The sequence below is a fragment of the Sporanaerobium hydrogeniformans genome (assembly GCF_002735925.1).
Lineage (GTDB): Bacteria > Bacillota > Clostridia > Lachnospirales > Cellulosilyticaceae > Sporanaerobium > Sporanaerobium hydrogeniformans.
In genome coordinates, this window is the sequence record NZ_PEDL01000018.1 from 1 (window position 1) to 19,786 (window position 19,786).

General features: G+C 34.6%; 26 protein-coding genes. All 26 read left to right on the forward strand.

The window, feature by feature from the left end; translation table 11 throughout:
* The first annotated feature begins 151 nt into the window (after positions 1–151).
* The 26 genes from CS063_RS13700 (at position 152) to CS063_RS13820 (ending at position 19,724) form a co-directional block, all read left to right on the forward strand.
* Positions 152–730, forward strand: coding sequence for an antA/AntB antirepressor family protein (locus CS063_RS13700; RefSeq protein ID WP_099450268.1), 579 nt, complete (start codon positions 152–154; stop codon positions 728–730).
* Between the two features lie 7 nt (positions 731–737).
* The gene (locus tag CS063_RS13705; RefSeq protein WP_308415517.1) at positions 738–1,073 is read left to right on the forward strand and encodes a site-specific integrase; all 336 of its coding nucleotides are present in this window, start codon (positions 738–740) and stop codon (positions 1,071–1,073) included.
* Between the two features lie 220 nt (positions 1,074–1,293).
* Positions 1,294–1,707: a sigma factor-like helix-turn-helix DNA-binding protein gene (locus CS063_RS13710; RefSeq protein ID WP_099450269.1), complete on the forward strand. Its 414-nt coding sequence runs from the start codon at positions 1,294–1,296 to the stop codon at positions 1,705–1,707.
* Between the two features lie 188 nt (positions 1,708–1,895).
* The gene (locus CS063_RS13715; RefSeq protein ID WP_099450270.1) at positions 1,896–2,249 is read left to right on the forward strand and encodes an HNH endonuclease; all 354 of its coding nucleotides are present in this window, start codon (positions 1,896–1,898) and stop codon (positions 2,247–2,249) included.
* 49 nt (positions 2,250–2,298) lie between these two features.
* Positions 2,299–2,646, forward strand: a complete 348-nt coding sequence (locus CS063_RS13720; protein WP_099450271.1) for a hypothetical protein — start codon at positions 2,299–2,301, stop codon at positions 2,644–2,646.
* A 2-nt stretch (positions 2,647–2,648) separates the two neighbouring features.
* Positions 2,649–4,358, forward strand: coding sequence for a terminase large subunit (locus CS063_RS13725; RefSeq protein WP_099450272.1), 1,710 nt, complete (start codon positions 2,649–2,651; stop codon positions 4,356–4,358).
* A 128-nt stretch (positions 4,359–4,486) separates the two neighbouring features.
* Positions 4,487–5,641, forward strand: coding sequence for a phage portal protein (locus CS063_RS13730; RefSeq protein ID WP_099450273.1), 1,155 nt, complete (start codon positions 4,487–4,489; stop codon positions 5,639–5,641).
* Complete coding sequence (locus tag CS063_RS13735) at positions 5,641–6,318, forward strand: head maturation protease, ClpP-related (protein ID WP_099450274.1); 678 nt, start codon at positions 5,641–5,643, stop codon at positions 6,316–6,318. The genes CS063_RS13730 and CS063_RS13735 overlap by 1 nt, the downstream gene beginning before the upstream one ends.
* Position 6,319: 1 nt before the next feature.
* Positions 6,320–7,540 (forward strand): phage major capsid protein, encoded by a 1,221-nt coding sequence (locus CS063_RS13740; RefSeq protein WP_099450275.1) that lies wholly within the window; start codon positions 6,320–6,322, stop codon positions 7,538–7,540.
* A gap of 51 nt (positions 7,541–7,591) precedes the next feature.
* Positions 7,592–7,903: a phage head-tail connector protein gene (locus CS063_RS13745; protein ID WP_308415518.1), complete on the forward strand. Its 312-nt coding sequence runs from the start codon at positions 7,592–7,594 to the stop codon at positions 7,901–7,903.
* A complete protein-coding gene (locus CS063_RS13750; RefSeq protein WP_099450276.1) occupies positions 7,896–8,177 on the forward strand; it encodes a phage head closure protein in 282 nt (93 codons plus the stop codon). The genes CS063_RS13745 and CS063_RS13750 overlap by 8 nt, the downstream gene beginning before the upstream one ends.
* A 2-nt stretch (positions 8,178–8,179) precedes the next feature.
* Entirely contained in the window at positions 8,180–8,560 is a 381-nt protein-coding gene (locus CS063_RS13755) for an HK97-gp10 family putative phage morphogenesis protein (protein WP_099450277.1), read from the forward strand.
* Positions 8,561–8,776 (forward strand): hypothetical protein, encoded by a 216-nt coding sequence (locus tag CS063_RS13760; protein ID WP_099450278.1) that lies wholly within the window; start codon positions 8,561–8,563, stop codon positions 8,774–8,776.
* Complete coding sequence (locus tag CS063_RS13765) at positions 8,766–9,125, forward strand: hypothetical protein (protein ID WP_099450279.1); 360 nt, start codon at positions 8,766–8,768, stop codon at positions 9,123–9,125. Before CS063_RS13760 ends, CS063_RS13765 begins: the two co-directional genes overlap by 11 nt.
* The gene (locus CS063_RS13770) at positions 9,118–9,702 is read left to right on the forward strand and encodes a major tail protein (RefSeq protein ID WP_099450280.1); all 585 of its coding nucleotides are present in this window, start codon (positions 9,118–9,120) and stop codon (positions 9,700–9,702) included. The genes CS063_RS13765 and CS063_RS13770 overlap by 8 nt, the downstream gene beginning before the upstream one ends.
* A 51-nt stretch (positions 9,703–9,753) precedes the next feature.
* Positions 9,754–10,122 carry a hypothetical protein gene (locus tag CS063_RS13775; RefSeq protein WP_099450281.1) on the forward strand — a complete coding sequence of 123 codons (369 nt, stop codon included), beginning with the start codon at positions 9,754–9,756 and terminating at the stop codon, positions 10,120–10,122.
* Positions 10,123–10,315: 193 nt separating this feature from the next.
* On the forward strand, positions 10,316–12,361 hold the full coding sequence (locus tag CS063_RS13780) for a phage tail tape measure protein (protein ID WP_099450282.1): 2,046 nt from the start codon (positions 10,316–10,318) through the stop codon (positions 12,359–12,361).
* The gene (locus CS063_RS13785; RefSeq protein WP_099450283.1) at positions 12,361–14,397 is read left to right on the forward strand and encodes a hypothetical protein; all 2,037 of its coding nucleotides are present in this window, start codon (positions 12,361–12,363) and stop codon (positions 14,395–14,397) included. Before CS063_RS13780 ends, CS063_RS13785 begins: the two co-directional genes overlap by 1 nt.
* Positions 14,351–15,433, forward strand: coding sequence for a hypothetical protein (locus CS063_RS13790; RefSeq protein WP_099450284.1), 1,083 nt, complete (start codon positions 14,351–14,353; stop codon positions 15,431–15,433). The genes CS063_RS13785 and CS063_RS13790 overlap by 47 nt, the downstream gene beginning before the upstream one ends.
* On the forward strand, positions 15,433–15,624 hold the full coding sequence (locus CS063_RS13795) for a hypothetical protein (RefSeq protein ID WP_099450285.1): 192 nt from the start codon (positions 15,433–15,435) through the stop codon (positions 15,622–15,624). The genes CS063_RS13790 and CS063_RS13795 overlap by 1 nt, the downstream gene beginning before the upstream one ends.
* Positions 15,624–16,835 carry an SGNH/GDSL hydrolase family protein gene (locus CS063_RS13800; RefSeq protein WP_180270800.1) on the forward strand — a complete coding sequence of 404 codons (1,212 nt, stop codon included), beginning with the start codon at positions 15,624–15,626 and terminating at the stop codon, positions 16,833–16,835. Before CS063_RS13795 ends, CS063_RS13800 begins: the two co-directional genes overlap by 1 nt.
* A 203-nt stretch (positions 16,836–17,038) precedes the next feature.
* Entirely contained in the window at positions 17,039–17,194 is a 156-nt protein-coding gene (locus CS063_RS17695) for a hypothetical protein (RefSeq protein ID WP_180270801.1), read from the forward strand.
* A gap of 96 nt (positions 17,195–17,290) precedes the next feature.
* Positions 17,291–17,545 carry a hypothetical protein gene (locus tag CS063_RS13805; RefSeq protein ID WP_099450287.1) on the forward strand — a complete coding sequence of 85 codons (255 nt, stop codon included), beginning with the start codon at positions 17,291–17,293 and terminating at the stop codon, positions 17,543–17,545.
* An 11-nt stretch (positions 17,546–17,556) separates the two neighbouring features.
* Positions 17,557–17,988, forward strand: coding sequence for a phage holin family protein (locus tag CS063_RS13810; protein ID WP_099450288.1), 432 nt, complete (start codon positions 17,557–17,559; stop codon positions 17,986–17,988).
* The gene (locus CS063_RS13815) at positions 17,954–18,724 is read left to right on the forward strand and encodes a peptidoglycan recognition protein family protein (protein ID WP_099450289.1); all 771 of its coding nucleotides are present in this window, start codon (positions 17,954–17,956) and stop codon (positions 18,722–18,724) included. The genes CS063_RS13810 and CS063_RS13815 overlap by 35 nt, the downstream gene beginning before the upstream one ends.
* A 142-nt stretch (positions 18,725–18,866) precedes the next feature.
* The gene (locus CS063_RS13820) at positions 18,867–19,724 is read left to right on the forward strand and encodes a hypothetical protein (protein ID WP_099450290.1); all 858 of its coding nucleotides are present in this window, start codon (positions 18,867–18,869) and stop codon (positions 19,722–19,724) included.
* Positions 19,725–19,786 lie beyond the last annotated feature (62 nt).

Sequence of the window (19,786 nt, forward strand, 5' to 3'; positions counted from 1 at the left end):
CATGGATGAAATATTCTTACCATACATGCTTAACAAGCAAGGACAGACTTTCTTCCAAGCATACCAACAAAAATTACTAGAATAATAAAATCTGATTTTTAAATTACACAGGGTGGCTGAATTTTAGGCTACCCTTTAGGAGGTGCTAAATATGTACGAGTTATTAAACATTGAGGTTAAAGATGGTAAGCAGCTAATTAGTGGTAGAGAGTTACATGAAAAATTAAAGGTACAACAAGATTTTAGTGATTGGATGAAAAAACAACTTGAATTAGTAGATGCGGAAGAAAATATTGATTATACTCGCTTCCCTTTTAAAAGGGCAGGGAATAATGCAACATTGATAGAGTATTCACTAACCGTTGATATTGCTAAAGAAATATGTATGGTTGTTGGTGCTTCTCCTAGGACTAATGAGGAGACTAGAATATTAAGTAAGAAAATTAGAAAGTATTTCATAGGATGCGAGAAATTAGCTAAGCAACTTACTACTTACTATGATGAAAAATTTGCAATTATCTCCGACAGGTTGGATCGTACGGAGAAGCTCATAGGGCTTAGAAGTAAATCTGTATTCAATTATGGAAGGTACATAAAAAATAAGATGGGTATTAACAGAGCTACCAAGGACTATGACAATGTTAAGATGGTTCTTTTCGCTGAACTTGGTGTGAATATGTGGGAGCAAATTGACTACTCTTTAGATGTTATCGCCAAGAGAGAGTATTAAATTGCATATGAGTGTTAAGCAGCCAGGGGAAGCATTTTGGCAGAGTAAATATGGACCGGCTAAAAGCACACAAACTTTAAGAGGTTGGGTAGGAGATATGTGTAAGATACTTAAGAAGTTAGATCCAAACGCACCACATTTCACACCTCATTCATTTAGGCATAGTTTCTTAGAGAACACAACAAATGGAACACATTATTTATGTGAAGAAATAGGAAGGCCATTAACTATGGAAGAGGCCCAGCTATTAGCACATCACAAGTCAATCGACATGACCAAGTCTTACTTAAAGCCAAAGGATAATGAGTTGATTTTCGGACTATTTGGCATAAAAATAGCATAGTAAACGAGTTTATGTATGCAATAACTCTTACTAGTATGGGTTTATGTATGCAATAACTCTGTTCAAATGGCTTTAAATACACTTTTGTACTACAGAAACACCCAAAGTATAGTAAAGTAAATAAAAGTATAGTATAGAAAAGTAAAGGAAAGAAGAAATAAAATAAACCAAAACCGTGTTGTTGTCAAGACCTTTTTTGAAAAGTTTGGAGGGATACACATTGGACATTATTAAGACTCTTAAGGATATCAAATATATAAAAATGGAAGCTGATTATACAAAGGATAAACTAGAAGAGATAAGAGAGAGAAGAAAAAGTATTAAATCATCTAGCAATAGTAATATAGCACCAGGTAGTCACGTTTCCACACCAAATAGTAGCATGATAGATTCTATCGTAAGTATTGAAGAACTAGAAAAGATGCTAGATGCTAAATTATCTCATATGTATAAATTAGAAAATGAAGTTGTAGAGAAATTAGAAGTACTAGAACCTAAAGAAAGAGTGGTTATTAAACTCCATTATTTTGAAGGAGAAACATTAGAACATATTTGTGGAGTTATAAAATATAGTTGGAGACACACTATGAGGATTTACAAAGGAGCTATGGAAAAACTTAAAAAGATGGCATAGAATGTCATATAGAAAATGTGATATTGTTAAAATGTGCTTATTAAATAAATGGTAAATCGTTGCTACCTGAAGAACAGTAGGATGCAACAAAAACAAAACGGAATATATTACATAAAGAGAGTATGGGTTAGCCTTGTAGTGGTGTGCAGCTTCCATACTCTTTTTGTTTTAGAAAGGAGAGTGGCATTATGGCAAAGGAGTTTAGTAAAAGATTCTACAACTCTAAACACTGGAAAAGATGTAGAGAGAGCTATATAAATAAAACCATAGATAAGCTTTGTGAAAGATGTGGAGAGCCAGGCGTAGAAGTGCACCACAAGATACATTTAACACCTAAAAATATCAATGACACAAACATAAAACTTAGCCACAATAACTTAGAGTTACTTTGTTATGACTGCCATCAAAACGAGCACTACAGAAAGAGCGATGTTAAAAGTGATGATGTTATGTTTGATGGTAACGGAGACTTAGTGTATAGTCCCCCCATAAAACAATTGTATGGTCAAATTCACAAGACCGAGAGTTCGAGCTTCAAATAACACACAGGAAATTTTCATATAACCCCACCCCATGAAAGGAGATGAATTTATGGGAACTTCAATAAACAAAGATTATATTTCAAAAGAGAATAAGAGACTTACTAAGATTTTCAAGGACATTGACCCAAAAAAGAAACAGACAGTACAAGGGCTCATAGAGGAAGCTGCTTTTATGCGTGGAACTATGAATGCGCTCAAGGAAGATTTGCTGGAAGAAGGCCCTATTGATGAAATGTGCCAAGGAGAGTATACAATACTTAGAGAGCACCCTAGCGCAAAGCTCTACAACACAACCATACAGCGCTACACAGCCATTATAGACAAGCTAACTAACTTGCTCCCAAAAGATGTGCCAAAGAATACAGATGATGGTTTTGACGGATTTATGGGTGGATAAGTATGGCTAAAATAATCCAAAAGAAACTTAAAATCATCTATGAGTTAACTTACAATCCAATCTTTGAATATTGGGAGCAGATAAAAAACAAAGAGGTTGTTGTAAGCATTAAGGTTTATAAAGTCTACAAAGAGATTGTAAGGTTTTTGAATGATCCAGAGTCAGAATGGGAGTACGACAATAAAAAAGCTAACCATGCTTTAGAGTTTATAGAGAACTTCTGCAAGCATAGCAAGGGTAAGCTGGGCGGCAAGCCATTTATTATGGAACTGTGGCAAAAAGCTTTAGTTGGCGCAGCTTTTGGGATAGTACACAAGATAGATGGACTTAGAAAATACCAAGAAGTCTTACTTATTGTGGCACGTAAAAATGGCAAATCTACTTTAGCAGCAGCAATAGGTTTATATCTACAAATTGCAGATGGAGAGCCAGGTGCAGAAATTTATGCAGCAGCTACCAAGAAAGATCAAGCTAAAATTATTTGGCTAGAAGCTAAGAGAATGGTTAAGAAATCTCCTGTTCTATCTAAGAGAATAAAGGGGCTTGTTGCAGAACTTGTTAGTGACTATAACGACAGCGCTTTTAAACCATTAGGTAGTGATAGCGATACACTAGACGGTCTAAATGTCCATGGTGCCCTACTAGACGAGATACACGCATGGAAAGATAAAAATCTATATGACGTTATAGTTGACGGTTGCACAGCAAGAGAGCAACCTTTAATATTTATAACCACAACAGCAGGAACCATACGAGAGTGTGTATATGATATCAAGTATGATGAAGCTGAAATGGTTATAAATGGCTATGGTCAAGAAGATGGATACAAAAACGAGCGCATGCTTCCAATAATTTATGAATTAGACAGCAGGGAAGAATGGACAGATGAAAATTGTTGGCAAAAAGCTAATCCAGGGCTAGGCACTATCAAAAAAATAAGTCAACTATCAGACAAAGTAAATAAGGCCATTGCAAACAATAAGCTAGTCAAAAACCTATTGTGTAAAGATTTTAATATACGAGAAACAAGCACAGAAGCATGGCTGAGCTTTGAACAAATAAACAATACAGCAAGATTTGATATAACTGAACTAAAACCAAGATATGGCATAGGTGGTATAGACTTGTCTAAAACAACAGACTTAACTTGCGCAACAGTTTTGTTTATGGTTCCAGGAGATACAAATATATATGTAAATCAGATGTACTGGATACCAGAAGACCTTCTAGAACAACGAGCAAAAGAGGACAAGGTGCCTTATGTTTTATGGCACGATCAAGGATTGCTTAGAACCTGCCAAGGTAGAGACATAAACCCTAAAGATGTATCAGATTGGTTTATGGAAATGCAAATAGAACATGACATATACCTTTACGATATCGGATATGATGCATGGTCTACTAAGTATTTTATAAATGATATGGAAAGCAGGTTTGGAAAAATACTTAATCCTGTTATACAAGGAAAGAAAACTCTTAGCGGACCTATGTATCAACTTGAAGCAGATCTAACAGCTAAGAAGATTATATATAACAACAATCCTATACTTAAATGGTGTCTAACTAATACAGCGATAGAAAAGGACAAGAACTTAAACATACAACCATGTAAAACTAATAACGAACGAAGGCGAATAGATGGAATGGCGAGTCTATTAGATGCCTATGTAAGATTAAGAGAGAAGTACGAGGAATACCAGTGTGTTATCTAACTGTAAATCTATAGCCGAAAGAAACCTTTAGGAGTGTGGAGTAAGTTACTACAGTTATTATACAGTCTTTAAGCAACAGACTTTAAACAGGCTTTATTTTTATGCTTAAGGAAAGGAGGAAATATAGTTTGAACCCTTTTAACAGATTTTTTAACAAGAATCCAACAGGAACAAGATTAAAAATGGTTACACAGCATGGTGCAAGTTTCTACGCTTGGAATGGCAAAATGTATGATAGTGATATTGTTAGATCATGTATAAGACCTTTTTACAAAGCAATAGGTAAATTAGTAGCTAAACACATCATTGACAATGGTAAAGAACTTAAAGTCAACATAGAGCCATATATTAAGATACTATTAGAAGATCCTAACCCTTATATGACAGGTCAGATGCTACAAGAGAAGCTCGCTATACAACTCAAGCTTAATAATAATGCCTTTGCTTATATCAACCGAGACGATAACGGATATGCAAATGAGATTTATCCTATACCTGCGACGTTTGCAGAAGCTGTCCATTTACCTAGTGGATACCTAGATATTAAATTCACACTTAAAAATGGGAATATTCTTCAATTTCCGTATGAAGATATTATTCATATCAGACAAGATTTTAATGAGGATGATATTTTTGGAACTAGTCAAATCAAGGCCATATCTAGTTTGATGAATATTGTAACCACAACAGACCAAGGTATTGTAAATGCAATCAAAAATAGCGCAGTTATTAGGTGGCTATTAAAATTTAGTAGTTCGCTTAGGCCAGAAGACTTGGAGAAGAATGCAAAAGATTTCGCTGACAGCTTTTTAAGCACAGAATCCAACGGAACAGGAGTTGCAGCAGTAGATGTTAAAGCAGATGCGCAGCAAATAAAGCAAGATGATTATGTTCCTAACTCTAGCCAGATGGATAGAACAACAGTAAGACTTTATAACCTATTCGGCACTAATGAAAAGATTGTACAGAGCAAATACAACGAGGATGAGTGGAATGCTTATTATGAAAGTGAAATTGAACCTATAGCTATACAGTTAGCCAATGAGTATTCGCGTAAGATTTTTTCGCGTAGGGAGCGTGCTTTTGGAAATAAAATTGTATTTGAAAGCAGTAGCTTGCAATACGCTGCAATGTCTACAAAGCTACAACTTATGCAAATGGTAGATAGAGGAGCTATGACACCTAACGAGTGGAGAAAGGTAATGAACCTAGGGCCTATAGAGGGCGGTGAAAAGGCAATAAGAAGGTTAGACACAGCAGTTGTCAAGGAAGGAGGTAAGTAATGGCAAAAGTAAAAATTAAGGGGGCTATTATAAACAATAGCCAAAAGTGGATTTACGATTGGTTTGAAATGGATAGCACATGCCCTAATGATGTGGTAAAAGCCCTAGCTATGGACAACGAAGATGTAGAAGTAGAAATTAATAGTGGCGGAGGCGATATTTTTGCAGGTAGTGAAATTTACACCATACTAAGAGCAGAAAAACGTTCTAAAAAATGCTATATAGTTGGTTTAGCAGCAAGTGCAGCAAGTGTAATAGCTATGGCTTGTGAAACATACATGAGTCCAACATCTATGATGATGGTACATAATGTATCGACTTATGCGGATGGTGATTGCAACGTCATGCAACATACAGCAGACACGTTAAAAAGTGCCAATCAATCCATAGCGCAATCTTATGTTGACAAAACAGGGATGAGTATGGAAGATGCACTTGAAATGATGAATAAAGAAACATGGCTAACAGCACAGCAAGCAAAAGAAAAAAAATTAGTAGACGGTATCATGTTTGAAAACAGTCAACCAGCAAGTTTGGTAGCTAGTTTTGAAAACGGAATGATACCTTTTTCTATTATTAAAAAAATGCAAAATGAAAGACTAGATAATTTCACAACAGAGAAGAGACAGAAGTTAAACAACAAATACAAATTCCTAAAAATGAAAGGGGAAATATAAAATGCAATTTAAAAATAAAGAAGATTACCAAAACCAAAGAACACAGTTATTGGCAAATGTGAAAGAACTCATTGATGCTGAAAAGCATGGTGATGCAGAAGTGAAAATGAATGAAGTTGAAACACTTGACAGCAAGTGGGCAGAAGATGCTAAGGAATTAGCCAATAAAGCAGCTCTCGAAGACCGCTTTAAAGCATTAAGTTTAGAGAATAAATCTCAAGCTAGAACAGGAGTAACAGTAGGAACATTAGATAACACTTTTGAGAGCGATATCTACAACAGCAAAGAGTATCGTGTAGCATTTATGAACTATGTTACAAAAGGCGTATCTATTCCATCACAATTCCAAAATGCAGATGCTAATACAAAAACAACAGATGTTGGAGCTATGATCCCATCTACTGTACTTGAGAAAATTGTTGAAAAGATGGAAGCAACAGGGATGATACTTCCACTTGTTACTCGTACATCAATCAAGGGCGGTGTAACAGTTCCAATTTCTAATGTTAAACCTGTTGCAACATGGGTAGCAGAAGGCTCAGGAAGCGATAAGCAAAAGAAAACAACAGGCACAATCACATTTGCTTACCACAAATTAAGATGTGCTGTATCTGTATCTTTAGAAACAGATACTATGGCGCTTCAAATTTTCGAAACTACACTTATCAGCAATGTTGCAGAAGCTATGGTTAAAGCTATTGAGCAATCAATTTTAACAGGTACAGGCATTGGACAACCAAAAGGAATTTTGAAAGAAACAGTAGTTGCAGGACAAAACATAGACATTGCCAAAGCAGGCTCTATTGAATATGCAACGCTTGTTGCAGCAGAAGCAGCTCTGCCACTTGCTTATGAAGCTGATGCAGTATGGTTGATGACTAAAAAGACATTTATGCAGTTTATCGGTATGGTAGATGCTCAAAAGCAACCTATTGCTAGAGTAAACTACGGTATTAGTGGTAAACCAGAAAGAATATTACTTGGAAGAACTGTAATTTGCAACGATTACATGGAAAGCTATGTAGCAGCACCAGCAGCAGATTCTGTCGTAGCAGCGTTATTCAACATGAAAGATTATGCACTTAACACCAACTTGGACATGACAATTAAACGCTATGAGGACAATGATACAGATGATCAAGTAACAAAAGCGATTATGCTCGTGGATGGTAAAGTGCTAGATGTTAACTCTCTTGTTACAGTAACTAAGAAAAGTGCTTAATTAAGGGCGGTCACAGCACCGCCTTTTAAATTTATGAAGGGTGGTGAGAATATGCCAGAAGAACAAAGTGCACTGCTTATAAAATGCAAAATGTATGTCCGCAAGTTTAAAAAGGATGTGCTAGACGAGGAGATACAAGATCTTATTGACTCCGCAAAGGCTGACTTAAAACTAAGTGGAGTAATTAATCAAGATGAAACTGACCCTCTAATAATACGTGCTATAACTTGCTACTGTAAGGCTAACTTTGGTTATGAAAATAAAGAAGCAGAACGCTTTGACAAGTCCTATGAAATGCTCAAGCAGCACCTAAGCCTATGTGAAGAATATACTAAGCCAAAGGTGGTGAGTGATAATGGGTGATTTTATTACACTAATAACTACAATAGAAAGTGATGGGCCATTTGGAGAAAAAACGATAGAAAGTGAGCCTATATATGCAGAAATAAGGTCTATTGGTATGCAGGAATTTTACCAGGCGAAAGGACAAGATATTAAAGTTGATATTAAGCTTGTTTTATATGCTAACGAGTATCAAAATCAAGATAAGCTAAAATACAATAATGAAACATACAGAATTGTAAGGACATACAGAACTGGATTAGATAAAATCGAGTTAGTATGTGCAAGGGCTTAATTATGAGTATGAAGATGACCGTAAGCAATGATGAAATAGATTTAAAGGTTATCATAAATGACAGCAAAATTGCAGGAGATAATATCTTAAAAGCCTGTGGCAAAATACTTAAGGCTAGAGTTGTAGGTAATCTCAATGCGATAAGAACAAATATCGAACACAGGCACATGGCTGATGATGTACAGTCTAGAATCGTAAAGGATAAGTTTGGTTATGATGTGCTTAAAGTTGGTGGGGGAAGTGCTACAGGCACCAAGTGGCATATTGTTAATGATGGGAACTACGGAAACCAAGGCACACACTTTATGGACAGGGCCATTGAACGTAGTCAGCCAGAAATAGAGGAATTGATTGATGAAGAACTTCGGAAGGCAGGTTTTTAAATGTATGCAATTATAAACACCAAAACTAAAAAATTTGTAAGTGGAACTGACTACAGAGGAAGACCATTCAAGCAAATAACATCATATGAAAAAGCTTTAACATATGAGCACTTAGAAGTGGTGGAATGTGAGTTTAAAACTAGAGAGTGTGGCAAAAAATATAAGATAGTAAATGTTAAGCTTGTCGTTTTGGGGGATGATTGCAATGATAAATAAAGTATATGAAATGCTTCAGGCTTGTAATGTACCATTATCGTACATTAGCAGGCCTTCTTTTAATGAGAAAGGAATAGTAATTTCTTATCACTTCTTTGGAGAAGGTGGAGAAGTGTTTGAGGAAGGAGAAGAAGTTGAAACAAGTGGAACTTTGCAAATAGACCTGTTTGCAAAAGAGAATGTTGATTTTACAACTATTAAGAAACAGATTAAAGAATTGTTAAAAATAAATGGATTTTTAGGCCCTTCAAGTTATGATACACAAGAAAATACAGACGGTATAGGACTTATTAATCATTTAGTAATCACGTCAAACTATTTAGAAAGTGAGGCATTAGGAAATGGGTAAAAGTATAAATGTAAAGAATTACTACCTAGCAGAAATCACAGAAGATGAATCTGGGGTTATTACGCATGGGGTACCAGAGAAGGTTTACGGTCTTATGAAAGCAAGTAGAGTTCCTCAAGCAGCAAGTGGAGAACTATACGAAGAAGGGGTTTTATCTGAGCAGTTAGATGAACTTGTGAGTCATAATTTAGCATTTGATTTCGGTAATTTGCCTCAGAAATGGAGAGCATGGATGAATGGATACAAAGTTGAAACTGGTGTTATGGCTGATGAAGGGCCATGTAGTCCGAAACCATTTGCGGTAGGATGGGAAGTTATTGGTACTAAAGGCAGAAGGCAAATGATGTGGTACATATATTGCAAGGCTAAACCTATTGAGGACAATGATGAGCAACGCACAAAAGATATTAAAATTAGTAATGATACAATTAATGTTGTAGCATTTAAAAAAGAACAGTTCTCATATAAAGGATTTGTACTTATTGATAGTGCAAATTCTGATGTAACTGAAACTATGTTGGATGATTTTTTTAAGAAAGTACAAACGACATACACAATAGAATCGCCAACACCATAAAGTCCCTAGGAATAGGGGCTTTTATTTTTGTATTAGAAAGGAGATTGCAATATGTCTATTGTAAAATGTATGCCAGTAGAACCTATTGTTTTGAAATTTAATGATGGTACAATCCTTAAATGCTATATAAACATAAAAGCAATAGGATTGCTTATAGCAGAATTTGGTGATTTTGAAAATGTAGTTAAACAAGCAGAAGAGGAGCCTTTTACATTCTATGCAAAGCTTTTATATGCTGGCATAAAGGTAAATAAAACTAGTTTTACACTAGAAGAAGCTGAGTCAATAATCTGCTCAAATTGTGGGAATCTAATTGAGGAATTGACAGATGCTTACATACGTTGTTGTGGAGATGTAGGTGGAGAAGATTTCTCAAAAAAATATATAGCCAAGATAGAGGAATATCTAGCAGAAAAGTAGATTTCAATCTAGATACTCTATTCTTTGGCTATTGCATAATGTTAAAAAGACCAGTGGATGAATTTTTCAAATCAACCCTATCACACGTTTACAATGTGCTTGAACAATATAAAAACTTAATGTGTGGTGATGAAGAAACAGAAACGCAATGTGAAGATATGATAGATTTCCTAGCGTAGAGAAAGGAGGAAATATGAGTAACTACAAAGGGTACAAGCGTACCATACAGCTGGATTTCAATTATGACAAGGTAAAAGAAGGAGTGTCAAAGGTTAATCAACAAATGGCACTCCTTAATGCCGAGTTTAGAAAGACTAGTGCACAAGTAGAAGCCTCTGGGAATAGCTTTGATAAATTAGGAATTAAGCAAGAACTATCCGCTAATAAAGTGAAAATACAAAAAGATAAAATATCAGAACTTGAAAGAGAACTCGAAAAACTTAACACAGCAGAAAACAAAAACGAAAAGGCTATTGCTAGTAAAACTATTGAATTGAAAAATGCACAGGCGCAATTAATGAAGATGGAAAAGGAACTCAAAAATGTAAATGAAGAAGTTGCAGCTCAAACTAGCAAGTTAGGAATTGTAAGTACAAAGTGGTCTGATTTCAAATCAAACATGAATGATGCAGGAATTAACATGGAAGAGCTTGGAGTCAACCTGACAAAAGTAGGTTTAGCTATGGCGAGCGTTGGTGCCATAGGTACAACAATGAGCATCAATTTCGACCAAAGCATTGTTAAGTCTAGGACTATTATGGATGAGACACAAGTAAGTTATGAGAATCTTAGAAAAGGTGCACTTAGAGTAAGTAGTGATGTAAATATGGCAGCTAATGATGTTGCTAATGGTCTTTATGATATTATAAGCTCAAACATTGAAACTAAAGATAGTTTAGTTGTTTTAGAAGCAAGTGCAAAGAATGCTAAAGCAGGGTTTACAGATGTAGCAACAAGTGCTGATCTACTTACGACTATGCTTAACGCTTATAAGAAAGAGGCTAAAGATGCAACAATGTATTCGGATCAGCTTGTTATTACTCAAAAATTAGCTAAGGCTACTATTGGAGATTTAGGTAAGGACTTTGGTAAGGTAGCTGGATTGGCAGCTACAGCTAAAGTAGAATTTGCGCAGGTAGGAGCAGCTGTTGCAGTACTTACTACAAATGGTATTAAGAGTAATGAGGCAATAACAGGATTAAAGGCTGTATTAAGCGCTGTTGTAAAACCAAGTGCAGAGGCTAAGAAAGCAGCAGAAGAAATGGGATTAAAATTTAATATTACTAACTTGCAAGCTAAAGGATTGGCTGATTTTTTAGGAGAAGTACAAAATAAGTGCAAAGGTAATACAGAGGAAATGGCTAAATTATTTGGTAGTGTAGAAGCTTTAAATGCTGTATTAGTGCTTACAAATAAAGAAGGAATGTCACAATTTAATAGTAACTTACAAACCATAAATAATAGTAGTGGTGCCACAGAAGAAGCTCTAAGTAAGTTAAAAACACCAGGAGAGGAACTAAGCAAGTCATTCAATAACCTTAAAAACACAATGATAGAAGTTGGAGATAGCTTTGCACCTGTAGTTACTTTAGTTGCTGGATTCTTTAGCATATTGGGACAGGTTCCTCCTGGTGTGCTTGTTACTATAGCTGTGTTAGGTACAATGATAGCAACTATAGGCGGTGTTATAACAGCTATAAATTCTACAATGACAGCAGTAAGTAATGTATCTACCATAGCAGCTAAGGTAAGTGGTGGGTTAAGCCCTATGGAATCTAAAATATTAAAAATAGGTGCAGCAGTAATGGTTGTTGTTTTGGCATTAACAGCATTATTAGCTATATGGGCTGTAATAAGGGGAAGAAGCAATGAAGTAAAGTCTACAATGGACAGTATTGGTAATAGCTTTAGTAATATGAATAGTAATGTAGATGAAATAAAAAGAAGTGCATATTCTTCAAATTCTAGAGGTTTTGCAACAGGTACAAACTTTGTTAAAGAAAATGGGATGTATCGTGTAAACGAATATGGCCAAGAAGAAATATATCTACCAAGGGGAAGCAAGGTTAAAAACGCAAGCCAAACTAGGAGTGAAATGCAAAATACTGACATGAGCGAAACAAACTCTCTTTTGAAAACACTTATAGCCAAAGTAGACAGCTTTGAAAGAACAACAGCTAATTTGCCTCGAACAGCCAATTATCTTAATCGTGGTACACCTATAGGAGGTGCTATGTAATGGCAAATGTGATAAGTATAATAGCCAGTAAAGCATGTTCAACAAATAGGCAGGACACTAGTAAATCAACGAACTTTTTGGCGGTAAACAATAGAGTGCTAAATTATAAGTGGTATGATTACGAAACTGCACTATTTTGGGATAATAGCAACATTGAGGACGATATAACTTATAATTTAAAGTATTATATTGAATCAGTATCATACGGAAGTTATATGCCAAGTGGTGAGGATAGATATATATCTTTAGGATGCTACACAACAGGAAAAACGTACGATACAGTTGCTTGGGATGATGCTAGAACGTATATTGGTCAGATTAAGCAGCCGAAGGTTGGGCAACAAACTATACAAGTTACAGGAGCACAAATAAAAAAAGGATTAGTATTGTACACAGAACGGTCTCAGCAAAATAGCATTTGGGAATTAGGTGCAGATTTAGGTAGGATTACACAAGGTGAGCCTTATGCGCCACGTTTAGAGTTTGTCATAGAAGATGCTACAGTATCTAATCTAGTTTTAGATCAATTAGACACAGACAAAAACATAGTTTGCTCCTGGAGCAGCACAAATCAAAAGTATCTTGAATTACAAGCTTTGCAAGGTAGTAATGTGGTATACAGCATAAATGGTACAACAGTAAATAGTGTATCAATACCTTATAATACTCTACCAGCAGGAGAGGTAAAATTTAGGGTACGTGTAGGGAATGGTTTTGGAAGTAATATATATTGGTCTAACTGGATAGAGACTACAAAAACACTTATTAAAAAGACTCCAAGCGTACCTTTACTAGAACCAGATAGGATACAAGTTAGGAGAGAAATACCTATAAGTGTTACAGCTACTGCTAGTAACGTTACAAATTGGATTTATGAATGCATACAGAATGGTATAACTAAATTTACAGATAGTGGCACAGCAGCCATAGCAACTACCATACCTTCCAATGTATTAAGCAATGGCACTGCAAAAAATAGGATTATAGCAACATATATTCCAGAATGGGCCACAAGTAGTGCAGATTATAGAACAGCAGTGAAAGAAACAGAGTTTACAGTATACGGAAAACCTTCCAATCCAATCTTACAATTAGATACTACTTACAGCACACCTTATCCGCTATTTAGATGGGCTAATGCTACAGAGCAAATAAGTTATAGGCTTAAAATAAAAGATGGTGCTGCAGTTATTTTGGATAGCTCGGAAGTCTTTGGTGCAAGTGTAAGAGAGCACAAGTTTACAAATACATTGCCCAATAAAAAGACTTACACTGCTGAATTGCAAATTAAAAATCAATATGGTCTATGGAGCGATGTTGTAACAGCTACTTTTAAAGTAGATTTTGCAGAACTTGCACAGCCTACATTTAACGTCTATGCTGATCCAACAAATGCATCTATAGTAATAAACCTAGAATCCGTTGAGGATGCAAATTTCCACTTCCATGAAATACACCGGAGGGAAATTAACGGTACATGGATTAGGATGGCAATAGACCTTCAGTTGATTGACGAATATAAGGATTATGGTGTTGCCAGTGGAGTGGAATATGAGTATAAGGTTAGAGCTGTAGATGCCAATACAGCCTACACAGACAGCGTTATTAAACCATGTAAGGTAAGTTTTAATAAGACCATTCTAAGCGTGCCCTTTTCAGACGCAGTTTTTTCTGTACGCTATAATCTTAAAAAATCTATAGATAATGCAGAAGATAAGACGTTTGTGCTCTATAGTGGCTTGAATAAACCCAAAATGATAGAAGGCACAGCAGATTATAAAATTATTGGTCTTAGTTGTAGTTTTAAAAGCCCTGTAGAGTTGGAAGAATTTAAAGCTATTGCAAGACAGAGAGTTTTGCTTCTTAGAGATGGAAGAGGACTTAAACTGTATGGAAATATACACAGCATAAAAGATACATACGAGGATCCTAATTATTATAATGTAAGCTTTACATTTACTGAAACTTATTACAAGGAGGGAGATTGGATTGAAGCTGAACAGTTACCTCTTAGATTTGTTGACTCAGAGTGGTAGGAAGGAATCCTATATCTTTGAGTTACTTGACTATCAAGATAATCATAAAACCTACCTCAAAAACTGTAGGAGTTTTAAGTTAGATTACAGTTCGCTAGATAGTATTAAGGGAAAGGCTAGTATTACTATGACGGATGATAGTCAAATTAATTTTTTAACGGATAGAATAAAAATAACAATGCAAATAGACACCATGGGAATGAGATTTTTATTTCCTTTAGGTGTCTTTCTTATGTCTAGTCCTAGTGCTAATCGTAATGGCGATACAAAAGAATTAAGCACAGATGTGCGTGATGTACAGATGTATGACAAGCTATATATCCTATATAATGATCCAGTGCTAGATGAACATATAATAATTAATGGGACTAGCATAGACAACGAAATAGCTAGACTACTAGGTACACATTTATACAATATACCAACAAGTGGTAGGTTTACTACAATAGATAAGGTCTTTCCGGTAGGTACTAGAAAGCTAGAGATTATCAATTATTTACTTGATGTAATTAATTATCATAGTCTTTGCGTAGATGGTGATGGAATGTACTATGCCTACCCTTATATAAGACCAGATGAACGTTCTATAGATATTGAGTATCTTAGTACAAAAAACAACGCTTTAGAGGTACAATTTCAAGACGAACTAGATATATTCAACATCCCTAATATTTTCTTTTTTACCACCAATAACGCAGATGGCACAAACTACAGTTATGTCTATACTAATAGCAACCCTGATAGCCCTACAAGTACCGTAAGCAGACACATGAATATAGGCAGCGAAGTGCAGACAGTAGATGATTGTAATAGCCTAGACGACCTTATCACTAAGGCTAAGAATTATGCTAGCGGAGTAACAACTAAGTATAGGCATATTAAGATTAATACAATGATAATGCCTATACATGGATATCTTAACTGCGTACTGGTTCAAAATGAAAAATATAATGGCAAGACAATAGAGACAAGCTGGGGCATAGATAGTCAGGCTAAAAGTATGTACCACAACTTAAGAGAGGCGGTGGCTATATAGTGGTAATTGGAGAAATTAGATTTGGTAAGGCAACAGAGGTCGCATCTAGTGGTGTTAAGGTTATATTTCCAACGCAAACACTACCTAGTAATATATATTATAAAAAGTATAAGCATGTTACTGTTAATGTAAATGATACAGTAGCGATGAAATGGACTGGAAACACCTATATATGCGAGGGGGTGATATAGTGGGTTTAAAACAATATTTTGGAGATATATTGCTCCATAAAATACTTAAGGTAAATTTGCCTACAGGTAGAGTAGCAGGAGATCATTTATACTTTACTAAGGACTCTAATAGTAAATATAGTATGTATGTTACAGATCAAGATGGTAGCTTAAAAGAATGTACATATAATAGTGAGTTAGATGATAAAATCAATATTTTAAACAATAAAAATTTATTAGCTAAAGCACTACTTAAAATTAATACTGGACAGATGTGTAAAATTTGTTGCTACGGAGATAGTGTTACTCATGGGTATAATGCAACAACACCTTATACTACAGTATTACAAGAGAAATACAGAAAAATAACACACAATGACAATATTACAGTAGTAAACTGTGGACACGATAACTGGACTAGCAATAATGGGCTTATTGGAATAGATGAAGTAATGGAGCATAGTCCCGAAGTTTGTATTTTGATGTTTGGTATAAATGATGCTAATACTAACATTTCATTAGATACTTATTATAGTAATGTGTCAAAAATGTGCGACATATTAAACGGATTGGGCGTGGCAGTAATATTAATGACTTCTAATCCTATATTTAAACTCAATCTATCATTTAAACTTAAAGCCTATGTGGATTGCATAAGAGAAATTGCTTTAAAAAAATCGCTATGTTTAATAGATATAAATGAAATTTTTAACGATTTATTTATGAGAAAAATAGCAATTCCTCTTGCTTTGATTCCAGACGAAATACATCCCAACAATCTAGGACTTAGTTATATTGCAGATAATGCTATAGCTACCATGCAATCACTTTTGAAAGTTAGAGAGGCATCATATTTTGCTTTTTATAACAACTCAGATGTAAAAACAGACATTACAAATAACTATTCCGATACTGGCATGACTTGTCTTAAAAACTATTACTATATGCCGTCATATGGTACATATTTTGTATTTCCGTTTTTTATAGATAAATTAACATCAATTCTAAGTTTAGAAACATTAAAATTTACAAATTGTGCATCTTACAATGTTAGAATTGATGGAGAAATCGTTAAAGAAGTAAATGGCTATAGTGCGAACTTGACAAAAAACGTACAAGAACAAATTGCTACAGTTGGCTATGGTTTGCATTTTCTAGAAGTATTGCAAAATGATAAAACTACAACATCTACAGGAACTAATTTTCATTTGTGTGCATTGATGACAAATTGACGATTCGCAACAACAAACGAAGATTTTATCTAAATCGAATGAGGAGCTTACAGCAGAGAATGAACTGCTAAAAGCACAGGTAGAAGCTCTTAGTACTCAATCAACATTTCTAGAAGATTGTTTACTAGAAGTAGGTCAGATAGTCTATGCTTAAAGCCATAAAGCATTTACTAATAAAAATTATAATCAAAGGAGATGATGGGATGATGGCTATGTTATTTGCAAGTAAGGTTATATTAGGAAGTATTACATGGGAGCAGGTACCAAGGCTACTTAAACAACCAGTAGCTGATATTCTTATTGAGAATGGTTGTGAGTTTTTAATTACAGAGGAAGAATACTTACCACAGCAAGCATAATAATTAAAGCAAGGCATAGGAGAGCAGCTTAATAGGCTGTATTTTTTATGCCTTATTTTATTAACAAACTAATTAAAATCCAAGGAGGAAACAAAAATGAGTTATGGATATTTAGATAAATACGGTATTTTACATGTGGTAAGCGACGAGGGAACAGCAAAGACCTACGCTAAGAATGGTAAGTATGTAAAGACGGATGTAGCAAATAGAGGCGGATATCCTTGCTTGCTCAAAGAGGTTGTAGTTTATTCACAGTCTGAAGCGTACATAGAAGGCAATAGGGGTGATGGAAAGAAAATAAGGCTATCAGAGTGCAAGGATATTGAAGCCTTATACAAACAATTAATATAGGAGGTGTGAGCATGGAAAAATATTTTAATAATTTTTCGTTGGTACTAGGTGCTATTGGTGGATTTTCTGCAGGAATGTTGGGAGGGTGGGACATACTCTTAAAAACAATGATTATTTTAATTATTTTAGATTATGTCACTGGGATTTTAAAAGGTATATATAATAAAGAGTTGTCTAGTGCAGTAGGTTATAAGGGTATTATAAAAAAGGTAATGATTCTTATTTTAATAGCCCTTGCCTATGCCCTACAAAGTAGCATAGATACGTCTTTACCACTTAGAGAGATTGTTAATACCTTCTTTATAGCAAATGAAGGTATTAGCATCTTAGAAAACGCTGTAGGTTGTGGGTTGCCTATTCCGGCGAAACTCAAAGAATTACTAATACAGCTAAGAGGAGATGATGAAGATGCAGATACAGCAAGCATTGCTAACCATAAATAAATACAGTAGACCAGGTACAAAAATAGGACCTATAAAAAATATTGTGGTGCACTGGGTAGGAAATGCTGGTAGTAAGGGGATAAGTAATAGAAACTATTTTGAGAGCCTTAAAGATAAAAAGACATATGCTAGTAGTCACTATATCGTAGGGCTAGACGGTGAGGTTATACTTTGTGTGCCTGAGACAGAGATAGCCTACCATGCTACAGTGGCAAATAGTAGAGCAATAGGCATAGAGTGTTGCCACCCTGATTGGGAAGGTCAGTTTAATCACAAAACCTATACTAGCCTTATAGAGTTACTAGCAGATTTATGTAAGAGATATAATCTTAATCCTCAAATAGATATCTTACGACATTACGATATAACAGGTAAAGAGTGTCCAAAGTACTATGTAAAAAATAATCTAGCATGGACAAAGCTAAAAAATGATGTAGCTGTAGAACTAAAAAAACTAGATGTAGATCAAGAACTCATATCTGCTATAAATAAACTTATAGCAGAAGGTGTAATGATGAACGCTTGCAACTGGAACTCTATAGATAAGATGGATTTAAGGTATGCAGAAACACTCATACTTCGTATAGGAGCATTGTTTGGCTTTAGTGACTATAAAGCTACCATAGATTACTTACAAGGCAAGGAAGTCATTACAGACCGTACGTTATGGGATAGGAAAGAGTTTGTGCCTAAGTACATTAGAACAATATTAATAAGAGTATCAAAATTAGTTTAGGTAGGGCTTAGGCTCTACCTATTTTTTTATGCCCAAAATGCAGATTTGATTGTAGAGAGGTGTTAAGATACTGATTTTAGTTGTCTTAATAATCTGATATACTATAATATAGATTAAATTATAAAGATAGGCAGGGGAAAATGTGAAGAATGAATTTTTGGATTATAACAGAAAGATTTTAGAAAAAAGCAATTTATCTCTAGAATATACAGAAGCGAAAGAAAAAGAGGAAATAAGGTTAAAGGATGGAATAGAGAGAGTATATAAGACAAAGTATTTAACGCTTCATGATAGAATAGGTGTGCAGCCTATAGATTTACAGTCGAATCCAATACTCGCTAATTTATGCGTATTTAGTATGTTTGATATGAATATTGATATAATCTATCCTACTGCTGAAGGGAAAAGCTTTAAAGCGAAGTATGATTTAATTGAATGTGATGATAATATTGGGATTATCACAAAAGCATTTTATCGTATTTTTAAAGTAATCAGGAATGCAATGACACATAGCATAGATAGTATAAAAATGGAGCAAGGCAATAATATAATAGATTATACATTTAAGGGAACAAAATTTTATTTAGAAATAAGTGATAAGTCTCTGGTAGAATTATACACAGCAACTATAATCTTATTAGATTCTAAGATTTCAGAAAAAAGGGGGTCTAAATTTAAAGAAGGAATATTATCATATTATTACAATCAGATAATAGAGAACATAACAATAAAAGATGATATTTCTCAAAGCAATGGTTTTACCCAACTAATATATGAGTTAGATCCAAGAAGAGAGATAGTTGTAAATGCTGTATACAGTATTGAAGGTAATAAAATAAAGATAAAAAATGCAGAGTTAGACAATACAGAAAAAAGAGATTTTGTAATAAAATATAATGATAAATGTTATATTATACCATTAGAAGTATTAGAGGAAAATTGTATAAACATAGGTAATTTACTAGAGTGGGAAGCTGATAATAGTTATTTAACAATTTAATAAAAATATCGTTTGTTTATAATGTAGAATTTAAGGCTATACTCCTAAAAAGGAGCGTGGCC